This window comes from Candidatus Saccharibacteria bacterium oral taxon 488, assembly GCA_013100825.1.
Taxonomy (GTDB): domain Bacteria; phylum Patescibacteriota; class Saccharimonadia; order Saccharimonadales; family Saccharimonadaceae; genus Nanosynbacter.
The window spans coordinates 328867-354297 of sequence record CP040001.1 but is presented as its reverse complement, the minus strand read 5'-3'; the positions used below and the strand labels follow the sequence as shown (position 1 = coordinate 354297).

Genomic DNA, 25431 nt, shown 5'->3' with positions numbered 1-25431 from the left:
GCCAAATCCCCACGCCTCTGGTATAATAGGCGTAATTATGTCTAGTAAACTACCTACCGTCGCCATCATCGGCCAAGCTAACGTTGGCAAAAGTTCGCTGTTCAACCGCCTGACGCGCGCCCGCACCGCCATCGTTGCCCGCGAAGCCGGCACCACCCGCGACAACGTCGTCGGCAAAGTTTCGTATAAGCCGTATAAGCGCCGCGCTTCATCTCCTCATGAGAATGCGGCACTCGCGACACCTCCTGCGCTGGAGGCTGTGGAACGTTCGCGAGGAGCGGACGTTTCAGCCGAACGCTCGCGTAGTATCTCCAGTGGAGATGCAAGCGAAAAGAGTACTCCAGCGCAGGAGCGTGGCGCGAACACGCCCGCTAGCCTCTCCGACAAGTCGATAGCTCTGCGGACGGCATTGCCGGATGCATTCGACGTGGAGGAGACGGCTAGCGGGCGCGCTGCAACAGACACTCACGCCGAATTCTGGCTCATCGACACCGCAGGCCTCAAACCTGCCGAAGACGAATTCGAAGCCACCATCCAAGACCAAATCGCCGACGCTTCCGCCGCGGCCGACGTCATCCTCGTCATGGTCGATTCCACCGTCTATCCATCAGATGCTGACCGCCAACTCGCCAAAAAAGCCCTCAAAAGTGGCAAGCCCGTCCTCCTCGTTGCCAACAAAGCTGACCTCAAAGGCTCACTCCACATCGACGAATTCAAGCGCCTCGGTATCAAAACCATCATCAAAACCTCCGCCGAGCACAACATCGGCATCTCCGAGCTGCTCGACAACATCGCCGAACTTATCCCGCCAGCCACCGACACCGCGCCTGATGACATCATCCGCGTTGCCTTGATCGGCCGTCCAAACGTCGGTAAAAGCAACCTGTTCAACACCCTGGCAGGCAAACAGCAAGCCATCGTCGCCAACGTTGCCGGCACCACCCGCGACGTCAACCGCATCCAAGTCCGCTACCACGGCCAGACCATTGAGCTACTCGACACCGCCGGCATCCGCCGCCAAGGCAAGCAAGAAACCGGCATCGAAAAGTTTTCGGTCCTGCGCACCATGCAGGCCATCAACGAAGCCGACATCTGTTTTCTGCTGATGGACGTCAACGAATTGAATGTCGGGTTAGACCAACGCCTGGCTGGCATCATCGACGAAGCAGGCAAGGGATTAGTGCTGGTGGTCAGCAAGTGGGACTCCGTCGAAGGCAAAGACGCCTACACCCGCGACGAGCTAGCGCCGCAAATTAGTTATCATTTCAAATTCACGCCCTACGCACCACTGATCTTCACCTCATCAGTCACTGGGCAGAATGTCGCCAAATTGTTCGGCCTAGCCCTCGATATCCACACCCGCCGCCGCCAAGAGTGCAAAACCCGCGTCCTCAACGACCTCTTACAAAAAGCCGTCGCCGCTCATCCGCCAGCTGGCCTGAAAAACTCGCACCCAAAACTCCGCTACATCGTCCAGACCGACACAGCCCCGCCGTGGTTCGTCATCTACGGCAGTAACCTGAAATTCGTCCACTGGAGCTACAAACGCTACCTGGAGCGGACTTTACGCGAAGCTTTTAATTTCGCTGGCACGCCAATCAAACTCAGTTTCCGCGACGAAAAACAGCTGAAAGCCAACCGCGAACGCGTCGCCCGCGGCCTGGCGCCTGTCACTAAAGCCTACAAACAAGCCAAAAACGCCGAAAAAGACATATAATACCACATTTTTGACAAAATCCATTGACATTTTATTCTATTAGTGATATATATATATCAGCTTTTGTTGACGAGTTGAGTAAATCCTTGTCCGAAAGTGTATTTTGACAAGCAGAAGAATAACTAGGTACGAGGTGAGTTCTCGTAACACCATAAGAAGTGCTACGATATCTCATCTCGTACCAACCGGGTGCGAGAGAAGATAGTCGAGAGGAAAACAGTGTCTAACAACATCACCATTAATTTTGAAAAACTTCCAGCCTTCAAGGCAAGGCCGGGCATCGATTGGACGAGAAGGATGGGAGACGCACAAGACGACTGGCTCACGGCGGCCGTCGTGAAGTATGCGGATCGATGGGCCCGCCTCATGCAGGCGGTCATTGACCATACTGGAGCAAGTGTTGCCAAGGTGGCAACATGGGCAAGCCATCAGGCTGATGATGTGCATAATAGTATCAGCGGTGGTGGACTCTATGGAGCCGCAAGCGAGCTGTCAATCTACTGGATCTACGGTGAAGAACTCGCCGACTGGTACGAAAGAGGCGACTCCCCGTTGGTCTTCAAGGCTAGTAAGGAATTGGTAGACATGTTGCGTGATCCGTCTGAATGGGCTTTCACTGCAACTAGGCCATAGCGAATCACCAAACTGACAAGCCGCCGAATTTTTGGCGGTCTCTCTCCGCCTATATTATTCTCCTGCTTGTCAGTTCGCTCCATAGATGCGTGTCTATGCTGATGAGTCGGAAACGACGAAAGCGAACTTACTATAGAAAATACCGTAAATCTAGGCCGGCATTTAAGCGCGCGGGGACGGCCAATGCATGTCTATATCTCTCGATAATCCGCCTCGGTGGCGACTCGCATAATTTTTTGGACAGCCTCAACCGTAGGGGCAACTGTCTCAATCTTTGGTTCAAACTGATCTAACTCACGCAGGTTCACCCACCGATACTCAGAATACTCATCATTGAGCATAATTTCACCGCCAATAAACCGGGCATAATAATGTGGCAGCACCATGGCCTGTCCATTAGTTTTGACAAAATATTCATTAACACTGATACTCGTTACCACCGCAATTTTAGCGGCCGAGCCAATTTCCTCGTTTTTCTCCCGCCGAAGACCATTTACCAGGCCACCATCCGTCGACTCCAACTTGCCGCCAATAAACGAGAACACGCCATCATAATCAGCCTCCCCGCGGCGCCTAGCGAGCAGCACGGCAGAGCCGTCTTGACTGAATAGCACTATTTTTTGACAGTACTGAAACAAGGTTGTATCCATATATTGCCTTTCTCGCCTTACACTTCCTAGAGTTATCATACCATAGGTACGGGCAGATCTTACAGCCGCCTAGATAACGACTGGGATACGGGGGGGTAGCGTTCAACTGCGACAGGACAGGGTCACCCACCGAAAATAGCTCGCCGAACTGACCTCAAACTGGTTGAGATGCATCATTTGTATTTCCTGGGTTGAGACATATCCAGTTCTGGTTTGAGCTCGTTCGGTGGGCTATTTTCATTAATGTATTATACTGGATATATGGGTGACCCAACCGTGCAACAATTATGCCACCTCTTCAGCGAGCTTCGCGAGGAGAACAAGACACACCCTGCCGAACTTAACCGAAAAATTGATAACATTTACATCACCTTCGACTACCAGACCAGTATGTTCAACACTAACCAAACCGAGCGTCTGGAGCTTTCGAAACAAGTTGATCGTCATGGCGATTGGATTGAACGCGCCACACCGGAAATCGGTGTAACGTACACAACGAAGGGATAGGGGGTTCTATGCGCGTCAGCACCTTCAACGTTCTAGCGGATAAATATCTTCACTACGGAGATTCACTGCCGCCTGACCCTGAACTTCAGGCACCTGGCAGTCGAACTGAACTGCTGAAGATACTTATCAGCTCTCTCGGCGTCGATGTCCTTGCACTCCAAGAGGTTGATGATGTACTCGCCAAGTCAATCAATCGGGATGGAGCATGGCAAACCTTTTGGCGACAAAAGGACAATAACAAGCTAGATGGCTGCCTAACCTTGGTACACCCCGATATTGCTGTCGATTCATCTGAGATGCTTGCGTTTGGTGATAAGTCTGGTCATGTCGCGCAAATTATACAACTTGGTGGTATTGCCGTCGTTAATACTCACCTTAAATGGTCGCCGGCTGATGACCCGCAACACAAAGGCCTCGGACAGGTGCGCGAGCTTCTCGAGCATCTCGGTGAACAGCCCGCGATTATCCTGGCTGATTGCAATGATCAACCGGGCGGGCCAGTCCGACGGCATCTTGCGGAGGCAGGTTTTGGCGACCTAGTTGGGAAAATGCCGACTGCCTGGGTTAGCGGCGAGGTTGTTTCAATTGATACGATCGCTCTCAGGGGGGTCGCCGGGCGCCTGGTACCGACACTATATTCCCCAGCCAAGCCAAATCACCGGGTGCCGTCTGACCATATTCCAGTTATCGCTGATATAGAGTGGCCCTAGTGGCCCTAGTCGCCTAAGCGACGAAGTAACTCGCCAACCCACCCGTTTTGCGCTACAATATTTCTATGAAGCTCCACAACACCCTCACTCGCCGTAAAGACAAACTCCAGCCGCTCGACGGACAGGCGGTTCGTATGTATACCTGCGGACTGACGGTGTATTCGCAGCCGCACATTGGCAATTGGGTTGGTTACATCTATTGGGATGTGTTGGTGCGGCTATTGCGCTGGCAAGATATATCAGTGATTCGTACGCAAAATATCACTGACGTTGGGCATCTAACCAGCGATGACGACAATGGCGAGGACAAGATGGAGAAGGGGGCACGCCGCGAGGGTAAAACTGCTTGGGATGTAGCCGAACAGTACATTGCCATCGCCGAGCACGAGGCCTACGAGGTGTTGAAACTAGTACGACCCGACCATCTGGTGCGGGCAACAGATTATATTCAGCAGCAGATTGACTTTGCTCGCGGGCTAGATGAGAAGGGATTGTTATACAAAATCGACGGCGACGGCATGTATTTTGATACGTCGCGGCTAGCAGATTACGGCAAATTAGCGCGACTAGACGTAGCCGGACTGGAGGCTGGCGCGCGGGTCAGCGTCGAGGGCAAGCGCAACATCACCGACTTCGCCGTCTGGAAATTTTCACCGACCAACACCAAGCGTGACATGGAGTGGGACAGCCCGTGGGGCGTTGGCTTTCCGGGTTGGCACCTAGAATGTTCGACGATTGCTCGAGAGACGCTGGGTGATACAATTGACATTCACACCGGCGGCATCGACCACATTCCGGTACATCACACCAACGAGATTGCCCAGAGCGAGAGTTTGACCGGACAGCAATTCTCTCAAATATGGCTACACAACAATCACATCAAGGTCGATGGCCGCAAGATGAGTAAGTCCTTGGGCAACATCATCACCCTCACTGACATCACCGCCCGCGGTTTCAACCCGATGGCTTTCAAGCTGGCGATTCTCAGCAAACATTACCAAACCGAGGGCAATTTCACCTGGGAAATTTTGGAAGCGGCCCAGGCGCGGCTGGACCATTGGCGCGGCTATGCGGCGCTGCGGCACCAGACGCACGACACGCTGGATGATGACGATGACAAAGACGAGCAGGAGGGCACCGTGTCGCTGCTGGCGGCTCGGCAGGCACTCGTCGAAAAACTGAATGATAATTTGGATACGCCAGGGGCGTTGGCGCTGATTGACGAGGCGTTTTCACGACTGGATCATGCGCCGCTGGAGAAGATTCACCGCGGCGGCTTATTGCAGCTACTTGAGGTGGTCGACGAGGTGCTGGGCCTAGAGCTAATGGACAGCACGCCAGACATTGACGATGAGGCCAAGCGACTCATCCTCGAGCGCCAGCAAGCTCGCCGCGCCAAAAACTGGCAGACCGCCGACGACATTCGCGCTCAACTCGACGAAAAGGGCATCGCCCTACGCGACACCCCATCTGGTCAAGTTTGGTCGTACCGATAATCTCTCGGCCGTTACTCAGCTGGCTTCGTCTCAGCAGCTTTTTTGAGCGCCTTTTTTAGCGGCGAGCGGCGAGGCGGCGCCTGCGGCTCGCGATTATGCGCCAGATAATCGTCCATCAGCACCTTGAGCGATCCAGCGATCGGAATAGCCACCACGCCACCGACCAAGCCGCCAACGTACAGCCCGACCGTCACCGCCACCAAAATCGCCAGTGCCGACAGCTCGACTTTCTTGCCCTGAATGACTGGCGCGATAAAATTATTCTCAATCTGCTGGTAGATCACGAAATAGATGAGATAGATGACGCCCGCCGACACGCTATTGAGCATCAGCATCAGTCCCACCACCACACCGGCGATCGTTGCCCCAAACATCGGGATCAGGCTGAGTAGGAACACCAGCAGAATCGTCGGCATCGCCAAGTTGGCTGCGATCTCCGGAATGAACCAGCTCATGCCAAACACAAACGCTCCGGCGCACAGCGAACCGATTCCTGACACCGTCAGCTGCCCAACAATGTAGCCAGTCACCACGTTATAAATCTTGCCAACCAGCATCTTGTGATGATCGCGCCGCTGCTCATCCCGATACAGCCGCCACAGCCGCTCCATCCATTCCTGACCCTCCAGCAGCATCAAGAATGTCAGCACCAGCACCAGAAAGGCCGATGCCAAAAATGACGCCAGCGAGCCGATGCTGCCGATGATATTCGCGCCAAAACTCGCCGCCCAACTGGATGCCTGTCCGCGAATATTATTCATCAGCGAATCAATCTGCGGCTGCAAGCCATTTTGCTCGACAAAGCTCTTCAGCCCGTGCCACTGCTCATTAACACCATTGACCAGCCCCGGCAGCGTCTCGGCAAACTTGGCCGATTGTTGCACCAGCGGCGGCACCACAAACCAAATTACACTAGTCAAGATAATGATCAGCAGCGCAAAGGCCAGCGCCGTCCCGCCCAGCCGACTTTTGCCGGGCAGCCACGATGCCAACTTACGCACCGGCGCGTTCAGCGCCAGCGCCAGAAACAACGCCGTCCCGAGCACCATCAGCGCATCCCGCGCCGAATAAATCATCAACCCCGCCAGCCCAAAGCCAATCACCACCAGCCAAAACCGCACAAATGTTTTGGTGTCTATTTCAATGCGTACTTTCATAGTCTAAACTTTATCAGCTTTTCGCTTCATCCGCAACGCCGACAGAGATAACTTGCTGTCATAGGACATCGCACCGTAGCGGAAAATCCGCACCGCCAGCATCATAATCAACGCCGCAGACACCACCAAGACCGCTACGCCGATCAAGGCCTCAATGAGCGACAAATTGCCAACCGTATTCCTAATCATCAGCGGAATCGGCGCCGTAAGCGGGAAGTACGACATGACCATTGAGAACGTTGACTCTGGGTATGAGACAAATACTGACGCGGCATACAGCGGCCCAAATAGCAGTATCATCACCAGGCCAACCCACGAACCTGCCTCCTTGGCAGTCGGCATCATTGCCCCCATAGCCACCAACAAACCGGTCAGCATGGTAAAGCTCGCGCCGAATAACGCGACAGCAATAGCAATCCTGGTCGGATCAAATACAATTTGCGACAGGTCAAAGCTAGCCAAATGTAGCTGCGAACCAAATCCGAAGTAGGCAGCTAACACCGGCACAACGATAACCATTCCCTGAATCAGCGATAGAGCGATCAACGCCCAGATCTTACCAACGATCAGTGTCTTGGCTTGCACTGTTGTTAGCAACATCTCCACAGTGCGGTTTTCTTTCTCCTCGACAGTACTGGTCAGCATCTGATTACTAAAGAAGGCAACGAGCATATAAAATAGCACCAGGAAGAACCCTGGCACGACCATCTCGTTCACACCGCCGCTTTCTTTACCGTCTTTATAGGTCTTGAGTGACGAATTAACCTTCTGCTTGATCACCGCCGCTTCCGATCCTGTAACCTTGCCAACGACCGACTGACTCAATAATGTACGGACAACTGCCTCGTACTTATTATTCTCGAAAACTCCTGTATCTTGGCCGTATATCCTGATCGTGTCCTTCTCAAGATTCTTCGGTATATAGAAATAAGCATCCGTCTGACGGCGTTTGACTTTTTCAACACCTTCAGCTTCGGAGTCAACTGACTGGACTTTCATCACCGCCGCGACTTCCGGCTTGATTAGCTTTGAATGATCTGTCATAGTAATGCTGAATTTTTGCTCTTGAAGCTTATCGGCCGCCTCTTTGGTCGCCTGATTTGACCAAATAACAATACCGAAAACCAGCCCGATCATGACCGGAAAACCTAGCGCTATCAGCCAAAAAGTTGGCTTCTTCAAGGTACGCAGCACCTCAAATTTAAACACCATTCCGAAATTATGCATCTTACTCATGACGTACCTCCTGCTTCTCACCGCCATAAACCTTCACAAAAATATCATCCATTGACGCGCCGCCGAACTGCTTTTTCACCCCTGCTAGCGTACCGTACGCCGCTGATCGACCATCTTTTAGTAGAATCAGCCGGTCGCATAGTCGTTCGACCTCTTCCATCTGATGGGTCACAAATACCACCGTTGCGCCGGCCTTGCGCCGCTCCTCAATAATGTTCATCAACAGGCGACGGTTCACTGGGTCAAAACCCTTGGTTGGCTCGTCCAAAATGAGTAATTCTGGGTCACCCATGATGGTCACACCGAGCTGAATTTTTTGCTGCTGACCGCCTGATAATTTGTCCAGCCGAGTCTTTGCCTTGTCGCTTAAACCAACTCGCTCCAGATAATTCATGGAGAAATTGCGAGCTTCTTCTTTGCTGAGCCCCTTCAGCCGGCCAAAATAAATCATAGTGTCGATGACTTTTTCTTTTTTGTACAGGCCACGCTCCTCCGGGAGATAGCCTAGCTTGACGCTATCCTCAACCGTATACGGTTTGCCGTCAACTAGCAGCTCGCCACCCGCCGGCTCATATAGTCCCAGTAGTGCCCTGAGTGTCGTTGTTTTTCCCGAGCCGTTGCTGCCTAAGAATCCAAACACCTCACCGCGTCGCACCTCAAAACTGAGGTCCTGGATGACCATTTTGTCGCCAAACGCCATCCGAAAATGACGAATCTCGACAATCGGCTGCTGCTGTTTCACTGTGTCTCGTCCCATACGTCTCCCTTCTTTCTGCTTATTATACACTATGTGGGTGGAGCAGGGGGCATAAGGCACTATATCTTATTTTCGCTCTACTCCCTCGGCGCTCCGAGCTATCGCCGCTACAACTTCACGCTCTACTCCGTAATGCATAGCTATACCAACCGCGCAGCGCATGACGTCCTGAATCTCTTTGATGAGATTATCATACTGCGGCTGGCCGTGTTTGCGGCGCTTGACGCCCATACCTTCAAGGTGGTTAACAGCACTAGCGAGCTCGCCACTCTCCTCGCACAACCGCGATACGTGCTGGAATATGTCAGCACCATGAGGGAACTTCGCATCAAGAGCCTGACAAATGATTAGTAGATTGGTAAATGTTTTATCGTCCAGATGCATTGATTATAATTATAAGCCTATATACTGTGTTGAGCAACTCCAGGTATGAGATGCTCACTATACACACCAGCAAAATATTTTATATAATATACTTATGCGCCTCCTCATCATCGAAGACGAACGAAAGATCGCCCGGATTATCGCCGAGGCCTTGCGGCGTGAGCATCACGCCGTGGACGTGACGCATGACGGAGACGAGGGGCTGAATATGGCGATGAGCGAGCCGTACGATCTGCTGGTCGTTGATCGGATGCTACCGGGGCTGAGTGGTACGGACATCGTGCAGAATCTGCGCGGGCAGGGCAAAGATATGCCGATTCTGCTGTTGACAGCGCTAGGGACGACCGAAGATAAGACGTTCGGCCTGGACAGCGGCGCTGATGATTATCTCGTCAAACCATTTGCCATCGCCGAACTCACCGCCCGCGTGCGAGCGCTCCTCAGGCGCCCACCAATTCAGCAACCGGACACGCTCCAGATCGCCGACCTCGTGATCAACCAGACAACGCAATCTGTCACTCGTGCTGATACCTCAATTGACCTGACCAGCAAGGAGTACGCGCTCCTCGAATACCTGGCGCGCCACCCCGGCCAGACGCTTAGCAAAGACACATTGATCGCCCACGTGTGGGATTTTGATGCCGACATTTTGCCCAACAACGTCGAGGCCTACATCAAGCAGCTGCGCAAGAAAATCGACAGGCCGTTTCGCCGGCCGCTGATTCACACCGTGCGCGGCTTTGGGTATAAATTGGAGGCTGGTGAGTGAAATTATTTTTCTCAGCAACGCTCAAGCTCGCCGGCTGGTACTTACTCATTCTGATGACCGTCAGCTTGCTATTTAGCGGCATCATTTTTCAAGTTGCCAGCTTCGAGCTCGACGTCCAGCTGAATAACTGGAGTAAGCATCACAAAACCGACGGCCACACCGAAACCACCATCATCCGCGACCATCCATCAATTTCAACCACCAATTTGCTGATCAGCCTCGGCTATCTCAACCTCATCGTACTGCTCGGCGGCGGTGTATGTGCCTATATATTGGCCCGGCGGACGCTTGAGCCGATTGAGGCAGCACATGACGCTCAGTCTCGCTTTACCGCCAACGCTAGTCATCAGCTGCGTACACCGCTGGCTGTCATCAAGGCCGAGGCCGAGCTGGCATTGTCCGACCAGCGCGCCAGCAAGGCATCGCTTCGCCAGACACTCCAGAGTACGCTCGAAGAGACCGACCGCCTGACGCAGCTGACCGAGACGCTGCTCAAACTATCGTCTGCCAATCGACAATTAGAAACCACGACTGAGACATTCGACATCACCGACCTCACCAAAAAGCTGATCACTGAACGCAAGGCCGATGCGCGCACCACGCTAATCACCGACGAGGCCATCACCCTGACCAGCCATCGCCTCATCGTCCGCGAACTGATCGCTATCATCCTCGACAACGCTCTGCGCCACAGCCCGCGTAAGTCCCGTGTCCAGGTTGACATCAAGGCTGCCCATCACCGCATCACCGTCTGCCTGACGAACGATGGCCAAATCGCGGCGCGCGACTTGCCGCATATTTTTGAGCGATTTTTCTCTGGCGATCAGCGAACCGGCGGCTACGGCCTCGGTCTCAGTCTCGCCAAGCAACTAGCCGGCGCCCTCGGCGGCCAACTCACCGCCGCCAGCCGCAAAGGCACGACAACGTTCACGATTTCGCTGCCAAAAACCCTGTAATTTACCTCTGGTGGTATGGCTTTTCTTATGCTTTTTTGTAATTTTCAGCTAATTTTCAGAATACCATGGTGTAATAGATCGCAGGTGAGGTGAGCTTCACCGGAAAGGGTAAGAATGAATACGACAACATATCTCAGTAAAAAAGGCTTCAAAGAATTACACAAGCAGATCAACGAACTCGAAATCCGCGAAAAAGCACTCTCAGCTGAACTGCGTGACATCGGCCGCGCCAAGTCTCGCGACGACAAACTCCGCCGCAGTGACATTATTATGAATCTCGAAAACGTCCATGGTAAACTCGCCGAGAAACGCACTGCACTCAAGACCGCCAAGCCGCTGCCGCGCAAGCGTGATCGGCTACGCATCGCCATTGGCTCGGTGGTTGATCTTATCGATCAGCAAGGTCAGCTCTTTCGCTACACCCTCGTTGACAGCCTCGAGGCTGATCCGTCTGACGGCCGCATCTCGGTCGATAGCCCCCTCGGACAAAGCCTCCTCAACCGCCACGCCACCGAAACCATCTCTCTCGGTCTCGGTCGCACCACCCGGCGCCTGCAAGTGGTCGGCGTCCGCTAATACGACCCAAGCGTCCCAATTTGACGCTGACCACGCGCCCCCTGCCGCCCGTTTACCACGGGCGGCACTTTCGGTATACTACTTATATGACATCAACGATTCTTATTGTTGAAGACGAGCCCACCCTCCGGACTGGCACCGAGCAATTCCTCCGCCAGCAGGGTTTTACAGTACTAACGGCAACCAGCGGCGAGGAGGCTCTGGAGAAATATACCAAAGCAGATGTCATCATCCTCGATATCATGCTGCCAAAGATGAGTGGCATTGAAGTGCTGCGGCATATTCGCCAGACTAGCGACGTACCGGTGCTGATGCTGACGGCGCTGCATGACGAGCCGACGCAAATTGCCAGTTTTGACGAACTGGCGGATGATTATATGAGCAAGCCGTTTTCGCTGGTAATTTTGGAGAAGCGAATTAGGGCGCTACTTCGCCGCCAGCAGTCTGTCAAAAAAACCTTGTGGCAGCGCAGCCTGGCTTCGGTGGATTTTATGGCTTATCAGGGATTTTATGATGGTAGTGATGCGCACCTCAAGCCCAAGGAGGTCCAACTGCTCAAGCTGTTGGTCGATAATCCAAATATGGTCTGGAGCCGGCAGGCTATCATTGATAAGTTATGGCGCGACGATGAGGTGCCGTTTGACCGGGTGATTGACGTCTACATCAAAAACCTGCGCAAGAAATTGCACCTGGACTGCATTATCACAGTGAAGGGAGTGGGCTACCGCTATGAAGAATCTTAAATTATTTCCCAAAACATTTTTGGTGTCAATTGGCTTATTTGCGGCGTTGATCATCCTGGTGCACGCGCTGGTCTACACCTTAATGCCACAATTTTATCTGCAGCAAAAAGAGCGCGAGGCGGCGGACAATCTCACGGCGCTCGTGGCTGAACTGCGCGGTAAATCGACTGAGGAAATGCGCCGCCTCAGCCAGGAATTTGCGAGTATGAAAAACGTCAACATCACGCTAACGATTGACGGGCGTGATCAGTATTTTCAAGGCTTTCAATCCGTCAATATCGTGACAGACAGCGGTAAACCAGTCGATACCAGCGTGGTGAAAATCGCTGATGGACAAACGGTCGATCCGCGCTCGGTGATTTTGCGGCAGGGCAGTGTGACGGATAAACAGGGGCGAGCGATTACAGTCAAGCTGCTGGCCGACGTTGCACCCGTTACTCAGGCTAAGCTCGCTACCTTGCACGTATTACCATATACCATGCTGGGCTCGCTGCTCGTGGCGCTGCTATTTTCTTACATTTATAGCCGTTTTGTGACGCGGCCGATTCGCCAGATGGCAGCGGTGACCACGACCATGCAGCGACTGGAAAAGGACGCACATTACCCGGTAAATAGCAGTGATGAGATTGGCGTACTGGGGCGAAATATTAATGAGCTCTATCAAAATCTGTGGCAAACGATTCGCTCGCTGGAGCATGAAAATAAGCGGATCACGCAGCTGGAGAAGGAAAAAATCGCCTTCCTCCGAGCGGCCTCGCACGAGCTAAAAACACCGCTAGCAGCCCTCCGGATTATGCTCGAAAACATGCAACTCAACATTGGCGAATATAAAAATCGCGATCGGTACCTGGCAGAATCGGTGGCGCAGGTTGACCGCTTGGCGGCAATGGTAAATGATGTGTTGCGCTCTGGAAGCGTGGCCGAGCAAGCTCTGCGCCAGGAAAAACGGCTGAGGATTGATAAGCTACTTACTGAAGTGGTTGATGATTATGTGTTGCTGGCGAAAACGCGCGGCATGACTTTCACGGTTGATGCGCGTCCAACAACCATTCGTGCCAACCGCGACATGATGCGCCACGTCATCTCGAACCTGGTGTCAAACGCGGTGCGCCACGGCGACGCCAGCAGTGTCATAAAAATTACTTGTGACCAGTGCGAACTAGCCATCGAAAACGCCTGCAAGCCGCTCACCAAGCGGCAACTCCAGCACGTCTTTGATCCGTTTTATCGAAGCAACAGCGACAAGAAGCAGCACGGCGACAGTAGCGGCATCGGCCTCTACACCGTGAAAATGTTGCTCGACGCTAAGGGTCTAGACCATGAGTTCGTGCCGCACGGGCGGGGCATGCGGTTTGTGGTGAAGTTTGAGTAGGAGAATGTAATGGACAGAGAGCTAGAGAAAATGAGTTTGGAAGAATTGTGGCAATTATTCCCCATATTTCTTGTAGAACACAATAGAGAATGGGCACGCTGGTATGATGAGGAAGTAAAAGCCATCTCTTCATTGGTGCCAGAAAAATACATAACACAACTATCTCACATTGGTAGCACGGCCATCCCAAATATACAGGCAAAGAATATAGTAGATATATTGCTTGAAGTCCCGTCGGAAGAAGAATTAGAGCCTGTAAAAAATATTCTTGTTGAAAATAATTGGTTGTGCATGAGTGAGAAAGCAAAACGAATCTCATTGAATAAGGGATATACCAAACAGGGCTTTGCGGATAAGGTATTTCATCTCCACATTAGGGTTATGGGGGATAATGATGAGATCTACTTTAGGGATTATCTAATTGAGAATGGAGACATTGCCAAACAGTACGAGAAATTGAAACTACAACTTTGGAAGGAATTTGAGCATGACAGAGATGGATATACTGATGCAAAAAGCGATTTTATCAGAAAGTATACTAAAATAGCTAGAGAAAAATACGGGTCCAAGAATAGGTCTTCCTAAATTGTGCATATTAAAGTCGTCAAACAGACTCCCAGCCCCTGCTTTACATAAAGCTTCCGCCGCCAAGCATATCATACTGAAGCACTAGCTGTCTGTACTAAAATTAAACCATGGATGATTCATTTTAGTAGCAATAAAATTGTTGATCGGCTTTTTCGTGCTGACGATAATCATCAACGTTTCTGGAAAGGGTAATTTGTCGCCGTCGTCTGCCAGCGATCAGGTACAGAACTATGTGCTGGGTGGCATCATTGGAGGCGTGATTTATAACAATGACATTCAGATTTTGGATTACATCGGTATTTTGTGTATATGGTGCGCGCTGGTGCTGACATTGAAATGGATAAAGCAGTATAACGTGAAAGCAAAGCAGCTGATCGACGGCAGGGCGTTGATAATCATTGATAATGGAAAAATCAACATTGAAAATTGCAAGAAAGTTGGCTTGAGCGCTCATGATGTATCCTTCAAACTGCGGACTCATCATATCTACTCAACGAGAAAAGTGAAAAGAGCCGTGGTGGAGCAAGACGGCGAATTGATCATCACTCACGAAGGGGAAGAGAATCCGAAATTCCCATTGATAACCGACGGGCAACTGCAAACTGATATTTTGCATGTAATTGGCAAGGATGAGAAATGGCTGCTCAAAGAGATGAAAAAACAGGGGTTGAAGTCTTATAGCGATGTATTTTTGGGAGAGTATGTGGATGGGAAGCTGAATTTGACGGCTTATTGATAATAATATTTACGCTATCAATTGCTGAGTGGGAGTATGCCACGGCATAGTAGACACAATCACCATCCCGCCTATTCGTGCTACAATTAAATCATGAAGATTGTTGATGACTCGACCCAACAGTGCGCCAGCAAATTATCGATATCATCGCCGGAGTCGTCCGTGAGTGAACATGTCTTTGATCGGCAAAAGTGGCAGAGCTTAACGATTTTCGAGCAAATGGGCAACATCGGCTCAGAGGTCGGGCGAGCGTTTGCCGCCCGGCGTCGCGGCGATACGGCTGCAATGACTGGCGCCTGGCAGCGCGGCTTGGACCTATTAGACGCCACCGCCGAGCAGCTTGCCCGCCAAAAATCACCAAAACTTCGCGAAGTCCTGCGCGCTCGCGAACTATTCGCCGGCATGGAGGATGAATCGTTGGAGGATTACTTTATGTGGTTTGCGGTGGCGGCGCGGAGAGGGAAGTAAAACAGTAATTAGCACTACTGATCTATTATTCTATCGACCCCCTATGATTTAGATGAACTATGTAAATCTTCTTCTATCCTCTTGCGTAAACCATTGTAAATAGTTGGTTCTTTACCAGCTTCAAGCTCATCAATTAGATCATAAATATAATCATCTATGATAACAAAGTCCGCCCGAGGATCATAAATAGGTTTACCAATAAACTCATGAACTATGCCATAAATACTAGTCAATTGCTTAATATCTCTTTTTTCTATGGCGCTATCTATTAGGAACAATAATTCCTCGGCAACTGATATCTCAATTGGATCATTCATTAATTTTAACCCTCTTTGAAAGTGAGCAGTTTATAGACTTGCTCAGGTCTATCGTGTCACTCCTCTCTCTCAGGACCGGCAGCAGGATCCCTCCCTCCTGTTGATTATCACCGTGTTACGCGATGGTACTTTATAGAACAGGTAACAATCATATGCACACCTGCACCAGCTATCATCAATCACATCATCAGGGATTGAGATAGTATGCTCGCCATTAGGCAGCTTCCTCAGGATGCAATCAGGACCACATTTGACTTCGCATCTCTCTGAGTAACTCATGGGAGACCTTTCTCGAGTAGAAGGAACAGCGCAGGATTATTCCAAGACGCTGATATATATATCAATAATAGGAGCCTAAGTCAAGCAATCTTACAAAAATCGCAACAAACCATGGTAATTTCCTGCTCACTCACACTAGAATAAAGCTACAACCAATACCTAACTCCCAATAAATCAAGATAGTATTCGCCGCACAACTTTATCATCAGCTTGTAACCTAAGTTAAGTAACTTTATAATAAAACGTATGAAAATCGTCGCCAAAAAATCTTATCCCGATTTATTCGAAAAAGTCCTAGCGGGCGAGAAAACATTTGATATGAGAGTGTCCGATTTTGATATCCAACCCGGCGACATTCTGGAGCAGATTGAGATAAATTATGACGGAACACCAACTGGCCGCAAAGTCCGTCACATAGTCGGCGAAGTTTTACGCACGAAAGAAATCGATTTTTGGAAACAAGAAGACATTGATCAATACGGCTATCAGGTGATGTCGCTTGCCGAGCGGGTTGATTGACATAATTTTAGAAAGTTACTGCAATAAGAAGCAAAGATGACCAAACCCATCATCTGCAAAGACGTCTTCGGCAATCAATACACCGTTCCCGTTGACGAACTAAATATTCGCGTCGGCGTGTACGCAGTTATTATTGAGGATAATAAGATTCTTTTGACTCGGCAATGGGACGGATATAGTTTGATTGGCGGTGGTGTCGAGAAAGGCGAAACGATCGAGGAATCAATTGTCCGTGAAGTCAAGGAAGAGACTGGACTGACCATCATGCCGGATAAAATCATTCACCAGGCAACTACTTTCTTCAAGCGCAACGCTGAGGCGCAAGCTAACCAGTCAATCCAGCTGTACTTCACCCATAGCCAGCTGCACGGGCAAATCAATAACGACAACATAACTGACAGCGAAAAAACTTACACCAACGGCACGCCGGAGTGGGTTGATCTGGATAAAATTGACGACATAAACTTCCGGCATAGCGTGAGTTTGAGGACGATTCTACGGGCGTATCGCGAGGGTAAATGAATAGTAGTGTTTTGCGATAAATTCATTACCGCCGCGCTGGATTAGGGTATTAATCAAGCTACTATGATTTGAGTCGTTTGTTGGGAGATGATATCAATATCAAAACTCATCATAAAAGTCTACGCTACATAGTTTAAAATTATTATCAGTAAGAGTATTTTTATCCGTATTGGACACCCATTTTGGAATTATAGATTCATTTTCTCGCGAAATAAACTTAAATTCTGCGATTTCCGCCACGCCATGTGATGTTTTAGCTAAATCTATGTCTATGAAATCTGCGTAGTTAGTGATTAAAAACAAGAAAGCAACTACATTCGTATCATTTTTACTATCAAAAAACTGATTAATACAAACCAATCTGCCAACCTGCGCTTCAATTCCGCACTCTTCAAATATCTCTCTTTTTAATGCCGAAATAAGAGATTCTTTATCTTCAACTTTTCCGCCTGGTAAATACCAATTATTATCTTGTAATTTCTTCAATTTCTGAACAAACACACTATCAGTTTGCGGATTATAAATTATACCTCGCACAGTAAGTCTAGTTGTCATACATTTATGATACACGATTTATAAATTTATTGCATGGTGGTATGATAGTAGTATTCAATTTTAATTAAGAAAGGTACGGTACATTCCATAATGGCCAATAATAAAGAAATAGAAAGTATTATAGAGAAGCTTTTGAAAGAGTTGGTAGAAGACTGCAATAGGGCGGGGCTTAAAGAAACCCCAATGCGCGTAGCTAAATCTTGGAGTAGATTACTTGAAGGATATGAGCGTAAATTTGAAGACGAGGCAAAAACCTTTGACAATACACACAACTATTCCGATATAGTTTTATCGGGTAAAATAAACTTCACCTCTGTTTGTGAGCATCATTTACTACCATTTTGGGGCGAAGCTTATATTGCATATATACCTAAAGATCGTATTATAGGTTTAAGCAAATTAGCGCGAGCGGTTGATATTTATTCTCGTAGATTACAGGATCAAGAACGCATTACACAGCAAGTCGCTCAAGCCATTAACGGCTACCTTAAACCTCGCGGAGTTGCAGTTCTTTTGAAAGCTCAGCATTTTTGTAATATAGCTCGCGGGGTTGAAAAAATCCAATCAAATATGGTGACATCTGCCTTTAGTGGTGAGTTTACTAATGATAATACGAGGAAACGATTTTACGAAATGGTTGCATTTGCAAATGACTAATGAGAGATTTAGACAGAGCCTAGGCTTAAAGCAGTACGTAGAGGCAATAGCTGAGAGCATTTGGGTCGGCAAGTCTATAGATACCTATAGACTACAATCAATAGACAACCCTTGGGCTCTTTATGAAATAGCAAATAAAACACGATTCACTAATAAAGAAAGAATTTTAAATGCACTAAGCAGTAGCAATAGGTGCTTAACATGCACTAAGTGTTGTGAGCATCTTATACAAGACGAAAGTCGAATGCCCTATGATATATTTGCAAGCGATGAATGCTGCCTATTAAAATGGAAGCAGGAAATGCGAAGCAATCATAATTTTTATCAGCTTCCACGCCATCAGCTAGACGTGACGATTTCCATTCTTAAACCAAAAAGAGATGTTTATACTGAGCAACTTTTGATAGATAAAACCGGCGAAGAGGCTATTATTTCTTCAAGGGAAATATTTCTAGATAAAGAAGACATAGCCTATATTTACACGACAGCTTACGGCAAAGAGTTTATTGGACGTTTGGTTGACTATATGACATCAGATCCAGTTAAATTATTAATGATAAACAGTGTAAATATAGGTGAATATCAAAACGAACTAAAGAAAGACGTGCGAAACTCCCTATCTACTACCAACACCTTAAGAAATAATATTCATTTTCCAGATTCTTTTTATGAGACTATGTCGCAACTAAGTTATTTTTTTCCGGAGGAATCTAGAAACTATGGCAGAATATGAAACTTTTACTGGTCTATATTGGCATAGCAATAAGCCAACTATTACAAGTTTTGATACAGATGGCAGTGAAATCAAGCGTTCTCTTATAGATAAATATTTTTCAATAGAAACTACTGGTAATAAATTTTGTATAGGTTACTTTGACCCAGAAACAGGGTCGAGAGCGCGCTGTCCAAATACGGCAATCATATTACAACACGAAAGTCAAATTTCACAATGCGCTGTCTGTACACAGAAAAACAGAGGAACGTTTATAGCGAAAACTGGCAGAGTAACTACAGAACGCGATCGTAACTTGCTTAAATATAAGCATGTAGTCTACCTTGCTTCTTTCGGCGATCAATCTGATATCAAAGTTGGAGTAGCAAGACAGTCAAGATACTCAGATAGAATACATGAACAGGGTGCTGCTGCGGCCGTAGTTATAGCATATGCCCCAGAGGGGGTTGCAGCTCGCGGTATTGAAAGGATAGTGTCGGAACGCTTAAGTATAAGACAATCTATACGTTATCAAGAAAAGTTGAGAAACATTTTAGATAATGATAATAAAGAGGCTGTATATAATCAACTGAGGTTATATCAAAAAAGAATAGCACAGGCGCTTCCTAGCCAAAATATTGTATATGATGACTTTATATTCACAAGCCCCGACTACAGAATACAGAAGTCTGCTATTGATAAAGTTATTCATTTTATCGACAAGCTTGATTATATTTCCTATATTAGCGGTTGGACCATAGGTGTACTTGGTAAAATTGCGCTTTTTTACACCAGCGGTGCGTGTTATGCAATTAATACAAAAATACTGGAGGGCAGAGAAATGAGAATTCAAACCCGCACCGACGCAACAGCAGAGAAAGTGTTTGGTATACACACTAAGAAAGTAGCCATAAACCGACAACAAGGATTATTTTGATGATGTACATTTCATTAGAAGGCATACCCGGAGGAGGCAAAACAAGTCTATTGAATGAACTGGACGCAGTTCTTGGAGACAAGGCATATTGCCTAGCAGAACACATTCTAAGAGAAGAAGATCTAAATCGCTATATTAAAGATGTTCCTGACAGCGAAGATGCATATAGACTAAATTGGTTAATCAAGAGTTCTATCGTAGATCTTTTTAGCTACAAAGACTACGTTATCTCAGACAGGTGTTTTATTACCGCTTTAGCTTATGCTTATTCATCCGACAAATATAAATATAACAAGCCTAGAATATTGTTTCCCAATACAGTTCAGTGGTGCAGACATGAAATAAGAGCTGGCAGATTACGAAAGCCAGACGATGTTTATATTCTAGACGTTAACCCTTATCAATCCAATCTGCGAAAGCATAGAGAAGAATCAGTTGATATGTTATGGTCAATCATATCCTGTATAGAATTTGCCAATGAATTCTATACCGAGATTCTTCCTTTGTATGATGAATTTTATAAAAATATTACGGTTATTAAAACTGATAATAGACCAAAGGGTGAGGTAGCAAAAGATGTTAGCAAGAGGATACTATCATAAGATATTCTTACTGATTCATGATGGCTTCTACTGTGCTCATACTGGAGCGGGTGTACATAACTTTCGTGTAATTAAATTACTAAGAAATTTATTTCCATTCTCAGATATTGAGATTTGTCCAATCTATACATCAAAGTTAAACAATGATTATCAGCCGCATTGGCACAGCAAAGTCCTCGATATTATTAATAAAGATAATCTGAAATTTTATCCTATAGATAATAATTCTAACGGCATGAATAGATATGGTGGGCTTAGAGAGTGGTGTATAGAATCTCAAAATGCAGCCCATCATATCCTAAATTATGTGAAAAATGATAAAAATATATTATGCATTAGCATAGACACTCCATTCATCCAGACCATTCCTATTTTAGCAAATGCAAACAACGTGCACCACTTACATATACCTAAAAGTTCGGGCATTATTCATTCGCCAGAAAACCAAAGTAGAATCTTATTAGAGAGAAAAATCTATAATCATATTCCTGATAATACTCGAATAGGAGAAATTGGTAGATACATGAAAAAGCACTTAATCACTGAGTATGGTCTAGATAAAGATAAGATAGTACCAGCACATAATGGATGTATAGCCGAAGACTGTAGTTCGCTGGAAAAATCTCTGACAAAATATCTTGAAAAGAAATGGCATTTAGATACCGATGATAGGAAAGTCATTTGTGCATATGGTCGTTCAATAAAATATAAGGGATTCCATACCCTTGTTAACGCTATGTCAGCTCTCCCAAATAATCATTATAGATTGCTACTGAATGCAAATACAGACTCAATTGAGTCAGAAAAATACAAAGCCAGTCTCATAGAATTAGCAAAAAGAAAAAATGTTAGCCTTGAAATTCATACAAAGTTTGATCCATATTTCCCAAAATTTATTAGAAGACACAATAAAACTATTGCAATAGTAGTACCGTCTTTAAGTGAGCCTTTTGGCTTAATTCCAAGCGAAACCTTTTTTGATCCAAAAGCTAAAGCTATAATTATATGTAGTAATGCTGGCGGCTTACCGTATCAGGTATCTAACAGAATAACTGGTTTAATATTTGAAAGAAGTTCGCCTGAATCACTAATGTCAACTTTAGTTAATGTATGTAGTATGAGCCTAAACGACCGTAATCGTATGCTGACATCTGCACATAACTTTGCTTTGAAAAATTTTGACCTAGAAAATAACCTATTAAGGTGTTTTGATAAGTTCTTACAAAGTATAAATTCCTAAAATCTTATCGTATACTTATATCATGACGAGTCAGTCCCACCCAATTTACTTCATCACCTCCAACCAGCGCAAGTTCACTAGCCTCCAGAAGCTCCTCCAGCCACTTGGCGTTGACTTACAGCAGCTCGACTACGATTTTGACGAGGGGCGGGGGCTGGATATTCAAATGATTGCCAAGAGTAAACTGGCGCAAGCTAAGAAAGCTTTTCCAAACAAGCGCCTAATCGTTGATGATCGCGGCTTTTTCATTCCAGCACTGAAAGGATTTCCGGGGCCGTTTGTTAAATTGCTACTGGACAGTTTTAGTTATCCCGGCATCATCAAGTTAATGCAAGGTGAAACTGATCGCCGGGCTATATTTTCTTTTGCAGTTGGTTATTTTGACGGCAAAAAAGACCATATTTTCGTGGCCGATGAAGAGGGGTTTATCATTGATGAGCCGCGCGGTGATAATCTCCATGGCTGGACGGAATTGTTATATATTTATGGACACCCGAGCTTTCCTGGGCGTAGTTTGGCAGAGCTGAATGATGAGGAGTGGAAAGCGTACTTGGCGGCAATTGAGGCGGTTGATGAATTTGTGATGCTGAGAGATTATTTGGCGGCAATATAAAACGCCCCGATACCAAAACAGGAACATAAACCGCCCAAAAGTAATGAGTGGCCTATGAGGCGCGAAGCGGAATGTCTCGCGCCTTAGTAGTGGTTACGGTCTGTGTTTGCACCAATTTGACTAGCTATAGCCATAAATTACGCATGTATAGCAATGATGACTTGTATTATTGTATAGGGTATAAGACAATAAGCTCATGCATCGATGTAAGAAATCGTTAGCCGCTGTGACTATCCGTAAGGCTAAAACAGGCGATTTTGATTTCGTTTTTCGCCTGATGACAGAAGCGCTTGAACCATTTTACGATGGCGATCATCAAGCTCATGCACAGCGGATTTTTACTACGCATATCAATAATAACATTGATTCTGTCGGGCAGTTTTCACTCGGGCAATACATGTTTATTGCAGAAGTTGATTTATCATCCTGCTGGAATGATTCATCTAGTTGTCAAGAAGCAGGGGACAGTTAAAATTAGTCCGCTCATCGTTGCGCCAGAATATCGCGGCCAATTTGGCATTGGCAGTAAGTTGCTTCGTCATGCCGAGGATTTTGCTCGCAAACACCACGCTCGGCAACTCTACTGTACAGTGGCTACCCAAAACCAAGACACGCTCAAGTTTCTATTGCGCAAAGGCTTTCATCTGGCTGGCAAGGCGCAAGATCATTATAAACCTGGCATCGACGAATGTATGCTGTACAAGCCGCTGAATCAGAGTGCAGCTCCCGATCTGTCAGATATTTCAATCGTCCCGTTTGACGAGAAAAAGCACGCCGCGGCGGCGCGCCAACTGATCCTATCGCGAATGGGCAGTAACTTTAATGGTGTGGATGATGCATGGATAGATGCGCTATTCGCCAGTTATCAGCGGCGTGATAGTCGAGATGTCAATGCTAAATATAAGCTCATTTTCATCGCTGAGCAGGATGGAAAGGTCGTTGGCGTTGTCAGCGCAACTCCAAAGAAAGGCCAGCCGATTAAAATCATGCCATTGGTAGCGAAATCAGAGACTGTTTTCGAAGTACTGGTAGCTAACTTGCCACAATTATTAGCTGGTTATAGTCGTAAGCTATATGTCCATCTCATTCCTGAGCCGTGGCAGATAGCTTGTTTGCAGCGACACGGCTGGACGATTGAAGGCTTATTTCCCGAAGGCTATGCGCTAGACGTCACTGTTCAGCAGTGGGGATTTAGTCTCAACAAGGAAGGAGTGTCTATGCGTAAGATGCGTATCAAGCGGCCGTACTACGACGCAATCATGTCGGGCCGCAAGACTTTAGAAGTCCGCATCGGCTACAATAGCATCAAGCGCCTTAAGGAGGGTCAGCTATTGCAGCTGGAAAACGGACATGCGTTCGGTGTAGTGCGAATCAAGTCAATTCGAATTTATGATACATTTGCTGATATGCTGGCGACCGAGCCATGGTGAGAGATTGTGCCACAGGCAAAAAGCAAAGAAGAGGCGCTTCGCCTCCTTCACAAGATCTACCCGCCACACAAAGAGCGTCTCGGTGTTCACGTCATCAAGATTGAGAAGCAGGACAGCAAGTTAGAGAAACTCATCTGAACACTATCCATTTCACATTCCCTTCACATTCGCTTGTTACACTGGCATAGAATCAAGAAAGGAGATCTATGTCATTCATGCAACGTGCCTGGTTGTATATCACCAGGAAAAAACTTAAAACGCTGATTTTGTTGGCGATTTTGCTGTGTATGTCGACGATTATGCTGAGTGGATTTGCCATCAAGCATTCGACCGACGCGGCGGCGCAGTCGCTAGACAAAACGCTCAAGGCCGGCTTCACGCTGGGCAATAATCCGCGCACCAATCCAGGAACCGCTCGCGGTTCGGGAACGGTATCGAACAAAGACATCGATGCAGTGAAGAACCTGGAGGGTGTGACGGACTATGTCAAACGCCAGAACGCCACGGTCGATTTTATCAATACCAAGCTAGTGCCACTACCGAGCGGCGGCAGCGGCTATGACGCCCAAAAAGACAAGCAATTTGGCAACGCCGCCACCATCATCGGTGTCAATAAATCTGAGTCCGAGAAGAAGTTCCGGGCTGAGTCGCTCAAGCTCATCGCTGGCCGGCACATCACCGAGAACGATTCGCACAAGATTTTGGTGCACGAAGACTTTGCCAAGGCCAACAACCTTAAGCTGGGCAGTAAAATTAAGTTAAAGACTAATCAATACGACACCGACAACGAGCATCCATCTAAGGACGAGGTGGAAGTAGAAATCGTCGGTATATTTAATGGCAAAAACCCAAAGCAGGCGACTTATCAGGTGGAGTTGTTTGAGAATTTGTTCTTGACTGATCTCACGACAACTCGCCGATTGAACGCGTATACAGAGCAAAATGAGATTTACCAGGATGCTACGTTCTTCACCAAAGGCACCAAGCAGCTGGATGAGGTAATGGCGCGGGCGAATAAATTGCCGGTCAATTGGCAAAAGTATCAATTGAATAAGAATAGCCAGGAACTGGCTGGCGTGACTGGTGCGGTGAACGGCGTGTACGGCTTGATCGACGGTATGTTGTGGGCAACGGCGCTGGTCAGTGTCGCAGTGATCGGCATGGTGCTGTATTTGTGGATGAATGAGCGCAAGCGCGAAGCGGGCGTGCTCTTGGCAACGGGCGTACCGCAGTCAAAGATTGTGCTGCAATATATCGCTGAGCTGGTGATGATCGCAGTGCTGAGCTTCGGTGCGTCGTACTTTACCGCAGGGCTGATCGCACAACAACTGGGCGATCATGTGGTGTCGCAGGCGGCACAGAATGCCACGCGTCAAGCCGGCAGTTCCCTCAACGGTGCATCGCTCGGTGCTGACGCTGACTCGGTGACGTCATCGCGGACGCTCGACAAGGTGACGGTTGGTGTACAACCGACGGATCTGCTGGCGGTGTGGGGCGCTGGACTGGCGGTGATCATCATTGCGGTACTCCTGGCTTCGCGGCCGATTACCCAGTCAACGCCAAAAGAATTACTTACCGAAGTGGATTAGGGGC

30 protein-coding genes are annotated in these 25431 nt (G+C 47.8%); 23 read left to right on the top strand and 7 right to left on the bottom strand.

Going from position 1 to position 25431, the window contains the following annotated elements; translation table 11 throughout:
• Window positions 1-37: 37 nt before the first annotated feature.
• Window positions 38-1717 (top strand): ribosome biogenesis GTPase Der, encoded by a 1680-nt coding sequence (gene der / locus FBF26_01865; protein QJU10009.1) that lies wholly within the window; start codon window positions 38-40, stop codon window positions 1715-1717.
• Window positions 1718-2053: 336 nt separating this feature from the next.
• On the top strand, window positions 2054-2350 hold the full coding sequence (locus FBF26_01860) for a hypothetical protein (GenBank protein QJU10008.1): 297 nt from the start codon (window positions 2054-2056) through the stop codon (window positions 2348-2350).
• 191 nt (window positions 2351-2541) lie between these two features.
• Here the strand turns inward: FBF26_01860 and FBF26_01855 are convergent, their stop codons facing one another.
• Window positions 2542-3039, bottom strand: coding sequence for an NUDIX domain-containing protein (locus tag FBF26_01855; protein QJU10007.1), 498 nt, complete (start codon window positions 3037-3039; stop codon window positions 2542-2544).
• Window positions 3040-3261: 222 nt separating this feature from the next.
• On the opposite strand from FBF26_01855, the gene FBF26_01850 reads away from it, so the two are divergent.
• From FBF26_01850 to FBF26_01840, 3 genes are read left to right on the top strand one after another with little or no spacing between them, the layout of a single operon-like run.
• The gene (locus FBF26_01850) at window positions 3262-3507 is read left to right on the top strand and encodes a hypothetical protein (protein QJU10006.1); all 246 of its coding nucleotides are present in this window, start codon (window positions 3262-3264) and stop codon (window positions 3505-3507) included.
• 8 nt (window positions 3508-3515) lie between these two features.
• Window positions 3516-4217 carry a hypothetical protein gene (locus FBF26_01845; GenBank protein ID QJU10005.1) on the top strand — a complete coding sequence of 234 codons (702 nt, stop codon included), beginning with the start codon at window positions 3516-3518 and terminating at the stop codon, window positions 4215-4217.
• 59 nt (window positions 4218-4276) lie between these two features.
• Complete coding sequence (locus FBF26_01840; protein ID QJU10558.1) at window positions 4277-5713, top strand: cysteine--tRNA ligase; 1437 nt, start codon at window positions 4277-4279, stop codon at window positions 5711-5713.
• A gap of 11 nt (window positions 5714-5724) precedes the next feature.
• On the opposite strand, the gene FBF26_01835 is transcribed toward FBF26_01840, so the two are convergent.
• The 4 genes from FBF26_01835 to FBF26_01820 all read right to left on the bottom strand — a co-directional run bounded on the left by FBF26_01835 (window position 5725) and on the right by FBF26_01820 (window position 9247).
• Window positions 5725-6870 carry an AI-2E family transporter gene (locus FBF26_01835; protein ID QJU10004.1) on the bottom strand — a complete coding sequence of 382 codons (1146 nt, stop codon included), beginning with the start codon at window positions 6868-6870 and terminating at the stop codon, window positions 5725-5727.
• 3 nt (window positions 6871-6873) lie between these two features.
• Window positions 6874-8133: an ABC transporter permease gene (locus FBF26_01830; protein QJU10003.1), complete on the bottom strand. Its 1260-nt coding sequence runs from the start codon at window positions 8131-8133 to the stop codon at window positions 6874-6876.
• On the bottom strand, window positions 8099-8806 hold the full coding sequence (locus FBF26_01825; protein ID QJU10557.1) for an ATP-binding cassette domain-containing protein: 708 nt from the start codon (window positions 8804-8806) through the stop codon (window positions 8099-8101). Before FBF26_01825 ends, FBF26_01830 begins: the two co-directional genes overlap by 35 nt.
• Before the next feature lie 123 nt (window positions 8807-8929).
• The gene (locus FBF26_01820) at window positions 8930-9247 is read right to left on the bottom strand and encodes a hypothetical protein (protein QJU10002.1); all 318 of its coding nucleotides are present in this window, start codon (window positions 9245-9247) and stop codon (window positions 8930-8932) included.
• Window positions 9248-9341: 94 nt separating this feature from the next.
• On the opposite strand from FBF26_01820, the gene FBF26_01815 reads away from it, so the two are divergent.
• The 8 genes from FBF26_01815 (at window position 9342) to FBF26_01780 (ending at window position 15455) form a co-directional block, all read left to right on the top strand.
• On the top strand, window positions 9342-10016 hold the full coding sequence (locus FBF26_01815) for a response regulator transcription factor (GenBank protein QJU10001.1): 675 nt from the start codon (window positions 9342-9344) through the stop codon (window positions 10014-10016).
• Window positions 10013-10972, top strand: a complete 960-nt coding sequence (locus tag FBF26_01810) for a HAMP domain-containing histidine kinase (protein QJU10000.1) — start codon at window positions 10013-10015, stop codon at window positions 10970-10972. The genes FBF26_01815 and FBF26_01810 overlap by 4 nt, the downstream gene beginning before the upstream one ends.
• Window positions 10973-11086: 114 nt before the next feature.
• A complete protein-coding gene (locus FBF26_01805) occupies window positions 11087-11548 on the top strand; it encodes a hypothetical protein (protein ID QJU09999.1) in 462 nt (153 codons plus the stop codon).
• An 86-nt stretch (window positions 11549-11634) separates the two neighbouring features.
• Window positions 11635-12291: a response regulator transcription factor gene (locus FBF26_01800; protein QJU09998.1), complete on the top strand. Its 657-nt coding sequence runs from the start codon at window positions 11635-11637 to the stop codon at window positions 12289-12291.
• Window positions 12278-13663 carry a HAMP domain-containing histidine kinase gene (locus FBF26_01795; GenBank protein QJU09997.1) on the top strand — a complete coding sequence of 462 codons (1386 nt, stop codon included), beginning with the start codon at window positions 12278-12280 and terminating at the stop codon, window positions 13661-13663. The genes FBF26_01800 and FBF26_01795 overlap by 14 nt, the downstream gene beginning before the upstream one ends.
• A 9-nt stretch (window positions 13664-13672) precedes the next feature.
• Window positions 13673-14248: a GrpB family protein gene (locus FBF26_01790; protein ID QJU09996.1), complete on the top strand. Its 576-nt coding sequence runs from the start codon at window positions 13673-13675 to the stop codon at window positions 14246-14248.
• A 121-nt stretch (window positions 14249-14369) separates the two neighbouring features.
• Window positions 14370-14987, top strand: a complete 618-nt coding sequence (locus FBF26_01785; protein ID QJU09995.1) for a DUF421 domain-containing protein — start codon at window positions 14370-14372, stop codon at window positions 14985-14987.
• Between the two features lie 93 nt (window positions 14988-15080).
• Entirely contained in the window at window positions 15081-15455 is a 375-nt protein-coding gene (locus tag FBF26_01780) for a hypothetical protein (GenBank protein ID QJU09994.1), read from the top strand.
• Window positions 15456-15496: 41 nt separating this feature from the next.
• Here the strand turns inward: FBF26_01780 and FBF26_01775 are convergent, their stop codons facing one another.
• Window positions 15497-15772, bottom strand: a complete 276-nt coding sequence (locus FBF26_01775) for a hypothetical protein (GenBank protein ID QJU09993.1) — start codon at window positions 15770-15772, stop codon at window positions 15497-15499.
• A 525-nt stretch (window positions 15773-16297) separates the two neighbouring features.
• Here FBF26_01775 and FBF26_01770 point away from each other — a divergent pair.
• Both FBF26_01770 and FBF26_01765 read left to right on the top strand, forming a co-directional pair.
• Window positions 16298-16570 carry a DUF3850 domain-containing protein gene (locus FBF26_01770; GenBank protein ID QJU09992.1) on the top strand — a complete coding sequence of 91 codons (273 nt, stop codon included), beginning with the start codon at window positions 16298-16300 and terminating at the stop codon, window positions 16568-16570.
• A 36-nt stretch (window positions 16571-16606) separates the two neighbouring features.
• Window positions 16607-17092 (top strand): NUDIX hydrolase, encoded by a 486-nt coding sequence (locus FBF26_01765; GenBank protein QJU09991.1) that lies wholly within the window; start codon window positions 16607-16609, stop codon window positions 17090-17092.
• A 99-nt stretch (window positions 17093-17191) separates the two neighbouring features.
• Here FBF26_01765 and FBF26_01760 read toward each other — a convergent pair whose 3' ends face one another.
• Entirely contained in the window at window positions 17192-17647 is a 456-nt protein-coding gene (locus FBF26_01760; protein ID QJU09990.1) for an NUDIX hydrolase, read from the bottom strand.
• A 90-nt stretch (window positions 17648-17737) separates the two neighbouring features.
• Between FBF26_01760 and folE the strand changes: the two genes are divergently transcribed.
• From folE to FBF26_01720, 8 genes are all read left to right on the top strand, one after another.
• Window positions 17738-18304, top strand: a complete 567-nt coding sequence (gene folE / locus FBF26_01755; protein ID QJU09989.1) for a GTP cyclohydrolase I FolE — start codon at window positions 17738-17740, stop codon at window positions 18302-18304.
• Window positions 18252-19037, top strand: a complete 786-nt coding sequence (locus FBF26_01750) for a hypothetical protein (protein ID QJU09988.1) — start codon at window positions 18252-18254, stop codon at window positions 19035-19037. Before folE ends, FBF26_01750 begins: the two co-directional genes overlap by 53 nt.
• Window positions 19024-19953 (top strand): DUF2797 domain-containing protein, encoded by a 930-nt coding sequence (locus FBF26_01745; protein ID QJU09987.1) that lies wholly within the window; start codon window positions 19024-19026, stop codon window positions 19951-19953. The genes FBF26_01750 and FBF26_01745 overlap by 14 nt, the downstream gene beginning before the upstream one ends.
• Window positions 19953-20555 (top strand): hypothetical protein, encoded by a 603-nt coding sequence (locus FBF26_01740; GenBank protein QJU09986.1) that lies wholly within the window; start codon window positions 19953-19955, stop codon window positions 20553-20555. Before FBF26_01745 ends, FBF26_01740 begins: the two co-directional genes overlap by 1 nt.
• Complete coding sequence (locus tag FBF26_01735; GenBank protein ID QJU09985.1) at window positions 20530-21795, top strand: glycosyltransferase family 4 protein; 1266 nt, start codon at window positions 20530-20532, stop codon at window positions 21793-21795. The genes FBF26_01740 and FBF26_01735 overlap by 26 nt, the downstream gene beginning before the upstream one ends.
• A gap of 22 nt (window positions 21796-21817) precedes the next feature.
• Window positions 21818-22408 carry a hypothetical protein gene (locus tag FBF26_01730; protein QJU09984.1) on the top strand — a complete coding sequence of 197 codons (591 nt, stop codon included), beginning with the start codon at window positions 21818-21820 and terminating at the stop codon, window positions 22406-22408.
• A gap of 305 nt (window positions 22409-22713) precedes the next feature.
• Window positions 22714-23838, top strand: coding sequence for a GNAT family N-acetyltransferase (locus FBF26_01725; GenBank protein QJU09983.1), 1125 nt, complete (start codon window positions 22714-22716; stop codon window positions 23836-23838).
• Between the two features lie 206 nt (window positions 23839-24044).
• Entirely contained in the window at window positions 24045-25427 is a 1383-nt protein-coding gene (locus FBF26_01720) for an ABC transporter permease (protein ID QJU09982.1), read from the top strand.
• Window positions 25428-25431 lie beyond the last annotated feature (4 nt).